This window comes from Streptomyces sp. NPDC041796, assembly GCF_055590785.1.
Genome location: NZ_JBVJAH010000059.1, coordinates 1 through 7,002, shown reverse-complemented (window position 1 = coordinate 7,002; position 7,002 = coordinate 1). Strand labels below are relative to the sequence as shown.

Annotated in this window: 7 protein-coding genes; 5 read left to right on the top strand and 2 right to left on the bottom strand. The window is 67.7% G+C overall.

All coding sequences use genetic code 11. The annotated features are described in order from the left end of the window. The first annotated feature begins 267 nt into the window (after nucleotides 1-267). The 4 genes from ACZ6C1_RS38245 (at nucleotide 268) to ACZ6C1_RS38230 (ending at nucleotide 2,532) form a co-directional block, all read left to right on the top strand. Nucleotides 268-1,503: a hypothetical protein gene (locus tag ACZ6C1_RS38245; protein ID WP_469247657.1), complete on the top strand. Its 1,236-nt coding sequence runs from the start codon at nucleotides 268-270 to the stop codon at nucleotides 1,501-1,503. A gap of 91 nt (nucleotides 1,504-1,594) precedes the next feature. Beyond that, nucleotides 1,595-1,906, top strand: a complete 312-nt coding sequence (locus ACZ6C1_RS38240) for a transposase (RefSeq protein WP_469247656.1) — start codon at nucleotides 1,595-1,597, stop codon at nucleotides 1,904-1,906. Continuing rightward, nucleotides 1,903-2,073, top strand: coding sequence for an integrase core domain-containing protein (locus ACZ6C1_RS38235; protein WP_469247659.1), 171 nt, complete (start codon nucleotides 1,903-1,905; stop codon nucleotides 2,071-2,073). The genes ACZ6C1_RS38240 and ACZ6C1_RS38235 overlap by 4 nt, the downstream gene beginning before the upstream one ends. 156 nt (nucleotides 2,074-2,229) lie before the next feature. After that, nucleotides 2,230-2,532: a diguanylate cyclase domain-containing protein gene (locus tag ACZ6C1_RS38230; RefSeq protein ID WP_469247658.1), complete on the top strand. Its 303-nt coding sequence runs from the start codon at nucleotides 2,230-2,232 to the stop codon at nucleotides 2,530-2,532. A 167-nt stretch (nucleotides 2,533-2,699) separates the two neighbouring features. Here the strand turns inward: ACZ6C1_RS38230 and ACZ6C1_RS38225 are convergent, their stop codons facing one another. Continuing rightward, complete coding sequence (locus tag ACZ6C1_RS38225) at nucleotides 2,700-3,194, bottom strand: hypothetical protein (protein WP_469247655.1); 495 nt, start codon at nucleotides 3,192-3,194, stop codon at nucleotides 2,700-2,702. Between the two features lie 663 nt (nucleotides 3,195-3,857). Continuing rightward, entirely contained in the window at nucleotides 3,858-5,441 is a 1,584-nt protein-coding gene (locus ACZ6C1_RS38220) for a hypothetical protein (protein WP_469247654.1), read from the bottom strand. A 162-nt stretch (nucleotides 5,442-5,603) separates the two neighbouring features. Between ACZ6C1_RS38220 and ACZ6C1_RS38215 the strand changes: the two genes are divergently transcribed. Continuing rightward, nucleotides 5,604-6,827, top strand: coding sequence for a PucR family transcriptional regulator (locus ACZ6C1_RS38215; protein WP_469247653.1), 1,224 nt, complete (start codon nucleotides 5,604-5,606; stop codon nucleotides 6,825-6,827). Nucleotides 6,828-7,002: the final 175 nt, after the last annotated feature.

Here is a 7,002-nt window from a genome sequence, read left to right as displayed (position 1 = left end):
GTGGAATCACCACGCCAACGACGAGGGGCCCTGCCTCGTCACCACACCTGCTGACCAGCCCATTTCACCCTTCAGCACAGGATGAAAGAGGCTCACTAAGGAAGTATCGAAAATGGCTTTCCAAAAAGGGCGTTCGTCATTGCGCTTAACCGCTGCGATGACGCTGTCTGTTGGTGCACTCTGCGCTGCTGTGTTGGGAGCTTCTCCGGCGTATGCGGCTCCTTCGCAGACGCTTTTGTACTCGGTGGCGCCTCGTGGTCGCCGAATGTGACGGCTGCACCGGGTCAGCAGGTATTGGTCAGGCTTTGGTACAACAACGACACCACGGATGCTATTTCTAGCACGTCGCTGACTACGACAATTCCGTCTGGTTTTACGCTCGTGCCCAACAGCACCAGAACCTGTCTGAGCCCTGCCACTACGGATCCCGCTGCGCCTGGCGCAGAACAGGTGTGCAGTACCGATGCCGGCCAGGGTGGCACCGCAGTCGACTCGTCGATCTGGTCGGCTGGTAACCTCGCTATCAGTCCCACCAACGGTCTCTTCGGGCAGCCCACCACAGATAGCAGCGGCACGCTGGCGATGGGCATGACGCGCTATATCAACCTAATGACGTGTGACTTCTACAGCGCCGGAGCCACAGACAACTACATGACCTTGGTGGACGTTCCCCTTGATGGCAGCACCTTCGACGGAGGAACCCACGCCGCCGACACCCCCATCACAGCACCCAGCTGCGGCCCAGGGAACGCAGGCTACCCGTACAGCACTGCAGGCAGCGGCTACGCCGCACTCGACACTCTTGACACCACGCGCGGTGAGGGCTTTGTTGAGTTTGTGATGGTGGCGCCGTCGCCAGCGGAGACGACGACGTATCCGCAGTCCGCTGCGCTGTTGGGTGCGGGGGACCCGGTTTCGAGTGGGAGTGTGACGGTGGTGGTGGAGCCGTTGCCGTCGAGCGGTGACTGGGGCTTCCCCCTCGGCAGCGCCTCTAGCCTTCCTGCCGGGCACAAGTTCTCCAACGTGGTGAAGTGGACGTGCAACCCCACTCCCAGCCTCCTGCCCGTCCCTGACACCACGCCGTGCACCTACAGCCCTGGTATGCAGCTGAAGATCTACGCCCTAAACGGATCCACCTTCCTGCATAACACCGTCCTGGGCGCCGGTGCGGGTGCCGGTACCGGCATGGGCGAGGCCATCTATAACGCGCAGTGGAACCTGAACAAGGCCAGTGACGGTACCCGGGTGGGCACCTGCTATGTCGCTACCCCCACTGAAGTCCACTGCCAGCCCACCAGCATCACACCCGGCACCATGAACGCCGGCGACGGCCTGGTCACCTCCATCCCCGTCAATATGCTCGCCACCACCCAGACCAAGACCCCCGCCTTCCAGGCCACCTGGTACAACCCCTGGGGGGAAATCCAACGCGGCACCGACGGCACCAACGACCTCTACGGCCGCAACGACTACCACACCATCACCACCACCGGACACCCCTAACCAACCAGCTCAATAGTCCCTACCCTCAGCGCGGGTGAACCGTTCCGACTTCTCTGCCGCTCCGTTGTGAGCCATCCGAGAGGATGGGCACGTGCCCAAGAAGATTGACCCCGCGCTTCGGAGCCAGGCTGTGCGTCTGATGACCCAGCACCGCTCGGAGTACTCCACCGAGCGTGCTGTCCATGTCCAGGTCGCCGAATCGCTCGGTGTCTCGCGTGAGTCCGTGCGGCGCTGGGTGGCCCAGCACGAGATCGACGCGTGCGTCACTGCGGGTGTGACCAGCGACGAACGCGAGGAACTGCGCAGGCTGCGGGCGGAGAGCAAGCGGCTGCGCGAGGTCAATGAGGTGCTGAAGTCAGCGACGATTTTCTTCGCGGGGGAGCTCGACCCCCGAAACCGCTGATCGTCGCCTTCGTCGACCAGATGAAGGCGGTCTCCGATGTCGAGTACGCCACCGCCGCGTGGGTGGACTGGTACAACAACCGCCGTCTGCACTCCACTCTGGGCATGATCAGCCCCACCGAGTACGAGGCAGCACACTACGCTGACACACAAGCTGTGGCCGACTGATCACCGACCAACAAAACACCGGCAGGAAAGTCGGAACGGTTCAACCAACGGAGCCCCAAGGCTGAAGAGTTGAGCTTAGACACCTTGCTCAACAGCCTGGGGCTCCGCCCGTTTCACAGCCACCCACACGTCACCCGATCGGCGGCCTCTCTGAGAATGCTCAATGACGGACCCGGCGGACACGCCGCCGGCGACCGCGTCCTGGCTGCCACCGCGCAGCGGCTCACGGCCTGGGCGGGCAGCCGCGGGGCGGTCGGCCGGCTCGGAGGGGACGAGTTCGCCTTCGCTGTGAGGATCGGATCCGCCCGCCACGAGCTTCGTCTTACTCAGCTCACCACGCTGCTTGCGCAGCCCGTCGAGGGACGACGGCGCCTTGGTCGACGTCGCCGCGTCGATCGGCGCTGCTTCCGCCGACGTCCTCGGCACGACGGACTTGAGCCTGCTGCAGCGGGCCGCTGACGCGGCGCACCGGACCATGCTGAACGCCTGGGGGGCTGTGGCTCACCACCTTCCTTGCCGGGCCTCTCTTCTGGACCCCATGGGCAGAGCTGCTCAGGGAGGCAGCGAAAACGCCCCGCCCGACCACAGCCGACGGTCATCGGCGTCTCATCACCGAAACGGCGAGGTCAATCCGCGTCGGCGGGCCGGCCTTCGCCTGCCATGAACCTCCAGACCAGCCCGTGGCCCAGGGCGACCAGCAGGATCAGCAGAACCGCCTCGGCCTGGATCGGCTTCAGGCCGGCGACGTCGGCAAGTTCAGGCCGTACGCCCACCACGGCGATCAAGGCGTAAAACAGGGCCGCCACCGCCTGCGCCAGGGTCAGGAACGCGGACGAGCCGTCCCGGCGGCTGCGCCCGGTCAGTCGTAGTATCGGCACACAGCCGATCACGGCGAGCACCACGAAGCTGAACCGCCAGATCTCCGGGGTCTCGGTGCCGCCGACCTGCGCAAACAGGCCCATGAGTGCGGGGAGCAGGAACGAGAGATAGATACCACCGACGATCCGGCGCAGCGCCGGATCGCGTAGCCAGTCCCGGTGCCCCTGCACCACGTTCCACCAGAGGCCGACCAGCGTGAAACAGGTGGCTGAGAAGAGTGCGTAGAACGTGCTGACATCCACCGGGCCTCCCGCACCAGGATTCGCACGGCGCGTCCCCAAGACCGCCTTGAGCGGTCACAATCCCGGTGACGTGGACCCGTGCGGAGCGGTGCCAGCGTCCCATGACAACGCCGCCGCCCTGGTGCACCGACACTCCTCACGCATCCCAACGGACGCCGAGCCGGCCACCGCCGACTCGCTGTTCACCGAACCACCGGCTCCCACCGGGCCGCCGAAGCCGTGGTGCCGAGGGTGCTGTCCCCGGCCACCAAGCACACACCACGGCCCTCGTCGCCGTCGACGGGCTTCGACGCCACAGCTGTCGAAGTGCAGGCAGAGGATTTCAATGCCTACCAAAGTCCCCACTCCACACCGCTACCAGCACGCCTGTACCGCGATCCTGCTGGCCCCCACCCGCTGCCCACCCCACCACCCAGCCACACCCGCGGCCGGCGGACGGACCGGAGGGGGCACCAGGGGACCATCGGGGCGCGGTCGTGACCACTGCCGAGACAGCGCTGGTCGCCGCCGTCCTCGTAAGGAGTACTCCTGGTTCGCCGGCGTAAGGCCGACCCGGGAGGGATGATTGGGCCGGCACCGGCCCTGCCGCCCCGCACGGCCCATGGCCGGCCGGGCCCCCACTGTATGGGTCGAGCCCGGCCAGCACCGCGCTCGCCTGCGGGCTCACACGGGGGGCAGAGTTCCCTGGCCGAAGAGCCGCTGCTCGCCGCGCAGCGCGTAGGGGGTGGTACGCAGGTCCACGATCCTGATTCCGAAGATCTTCAGCTGGAGCGTAAGTTCGGTCTTGAGATCGTATCCGGCTACCAGCTCCCAGGCCGGCGGCCCGTCCGTCGCCGCAGACGCGCGGCCTCGCAGGTGTACGAAGAGCTCGCCGCCGACGCCTGCCGCGTCGTACAGCGCGACAGTGGCGCGGGCACCGACGGTGGCCTTCGCCGCGGCCGCACCCTCCACCCGGGGCATACCGCCCTCGGTGCGCTGCTCGGCGTGCCGGACCGCTTGCCAGCCCTGCGTACGGTCGTACTTGGCACCGATGTCGAATGAACCGGCCGTGCGCTGTTCGGCGTCCAGGACAATGCGGCCGTCGGCGGTGAAGCGGTGGACGAAAACCACTTCGGTGTTGACAACCACAGGCACCGGGCCAATCCAGAAGGTGTGCTGACCAGTGACAGACGCCAGGGGAGTAGCGATCTCCCCCGAGTCGACAGCACGGGTTATCTTGCCATGCACTTGCCAGTCGTATCCATAGGAGCCACCGAGCCCGATGGCTGCCCGTTCCGGCAGGACGGACATTCCGCCCCGCCTCTCGTACTGGAAGAACACCTCAGGAGTGAAGCGCACTTCACCGGCCAGCCGCGCCGGGGAGCGGTCGGTTGCCTCAACCCCGGCGGGCAACGGCACGTCGAGAGCCAGCCGGAGGGTGGGGAGCGATTTCGCAGCATCCCTGGGGAGGCCGGAACCGGCCGTCTGCTGTGCCGACGGGTCGGCCGGGAGGCGCTGCGCCTCGGTGGACGTCCCGGTGGGGGCCTCGGTGGAGGTGCCGACGGGCATCTCCTTGACACCTGCGGTGTCTTGCGGCGTCGCGGACGTGGGCGGAGAGGCTGACGTGGAGGTATGCGGTACGGTCGGGGGTGGGGTGAGTGTCTCGGTGGCTGGAGTGCCGGGAGCCGAGCTGCTGGGGGACGCGCTCGGCGCGGTTGCGGCCGGGCCCGTCGTCACGGTGACCCCGGACGACAGGGGCTTGACCCGCAGCTGGCGGGGAGAGACCGCAGCGCGTTGCTTCACCGTGCGGTTGCCGAGGAGTTCGGGCAGGGTCGCAGGCGCGGTGTTCACGCTGACCCGGCTGTCGGAGGAGCCGGTCACCTCTGTGACCTTGAACAGCGCACCGGTCGGAGCCGACCGGTTGGGCGCGGCGGCAACGACGTCACCGGCGCGCACAGCGTCCTTCCCGGAGGTTTTCAGCACCGCGCGCCGGTGCTGCGGTTCGTACGACGCGATCCGTACGGAGGAGGTGTGCACTTTCTGGTCGGGATTCACGGTGGGCTGTGCGACAACGGCGTCGCCGTGGTCTCTGTCCGCCCCCGCGAAGGCGGGTTCGGAAGCGCCGCTGCTGGGCCGGGCCGCCGCGGTGTCCGCCCCCGGTCCGTCGCCCGAGGCCCCGAAGAGCAGGGCCTGGGCACCGAAACCGAGGGGCACGAGTATGCCGAGGACAGCGGCGGGCAGCGCCGCGCGTCGCCAGGAAACGGCCATGGAAGTCCTTTGCGTGGTGGGGGGTGGGCACCGCTGCTCGGCACCTCAAGCCGTTCCGCTCCCAGGCCGGCTCGGGCAGGGGGCGAAGACGGGATCATGCCTAGCATGACGATCGTCACGCTTGCGCACCATGGAGGAAGTCATCGAGCGATGAGGAGTGTGATGGAGGTTTCCACAACGGTTCCGGCGGCGGTCGCTGCGCTGAGGGCGGACTTGGCACCGCTGGTGGAGGAGGTGACGGACCGTCTGCGGGCGGAGTTGCCGTCGTACGCGCGCGTGCCGCCCGATCTGCTCACCCTGCGGGTGGCTCGGGCGGTGGACCGGAGTCTGGCCGTGGTGCACCGCCTGTACGGGCGCCAGTGCACCAAGGACGCCAGTGCGGTGCGTCCCGAGCGCAGAGCGGGCGGCGTTTCGCGAGCTGGCGCACCCGGCACGATCGGCGACACTCTCCCGGTGGACGACGTCATCCGGGCGTACCAGATCGGCGTCGACGTCGTGTGGTCACGATTCAGCCGGGAGATGACCGCACGCGGGGCGTGTCCCCAGGAGCTGCTGACCGTCGGCGAACATGTGTGGTCCTGTGCTGCGGATATGACGGTACGGATCGTCCAGCGCCGGGCTGCGGCGGAGGGTGCCCGGCCTGCGGACGCACGCCGGCCCCCGGGGCCACGGCTGGAGGAGTACGTACGCATGCTGCTGCTCGTGCCGGCGGGCTCGGCGGCCGTTCGGGGCTGGGCGTCCGGCTCCACAGCCGCCGGGTTGCCGTTTCGCGCCCGCGCGGCCTGCGGCTCCACCGACACCGACCGCGTGGTCCGATTGTTACGGCCGTGGATAGCGGCGGGCCCCGGTGGAGGCCTGATGGTGACGACGGTCGACGGCGATGTGGCCGGACTGCTGGCCGCGCGCCCTCCCGCGCTGCTACGCGAACTCGTGGTCGGCCTGGGCGCCGCGGTCTCCCCGTGCGACCTCGCCGACGAGTTCCCTTCCGCCTCCCTGGCGCTGCGGGTGGCGGCGTCGTTCGGGCTGACCGGTGTGCACACGGGGGACGAGCTCGGGCTGCGCACCGCCGTCGTTCAGAGACCGGAGCTGGGCAAGCGCCTAGCGCAGCAACGCCTCGCCCCGCTGCGTAGGCGCGGGGAAGAGGGCGCCCAGATAGAGGAAGCCGTAGCTGCCTTCCTCGAACACGGCCTGCGGCTGGAAGCCACGGCAAGGAGCTTGTTCATACACCCCAACACCCTGCGCAACCGCTTGAAGCGGTTCGAGGGACTGTCAGGGACCAGCCTTCGAGATCCGGCCGATCTGGCAGAGATCTGGTGGGCACTGGCACACCAACGAGTGCACGGACCAACCAGTACCACCTCCCCGCCTGATAGCCCGGAGCGGTGATGGCCCTAGACCCAATACCGGTGATGCAGGCTGTTTTCTGGCGTTTGCTGGTTGGTTTGGTGGGTGGGACCAGGGTGACGGTGCGAGCTGGTGGTGGGGGTGGGTTGCGGTGGTGGGGGTGTTTGAGGTGCCAGTTGGTCATTTTGCGTTTGATGACGCGGGGGTTGGAGCGTCT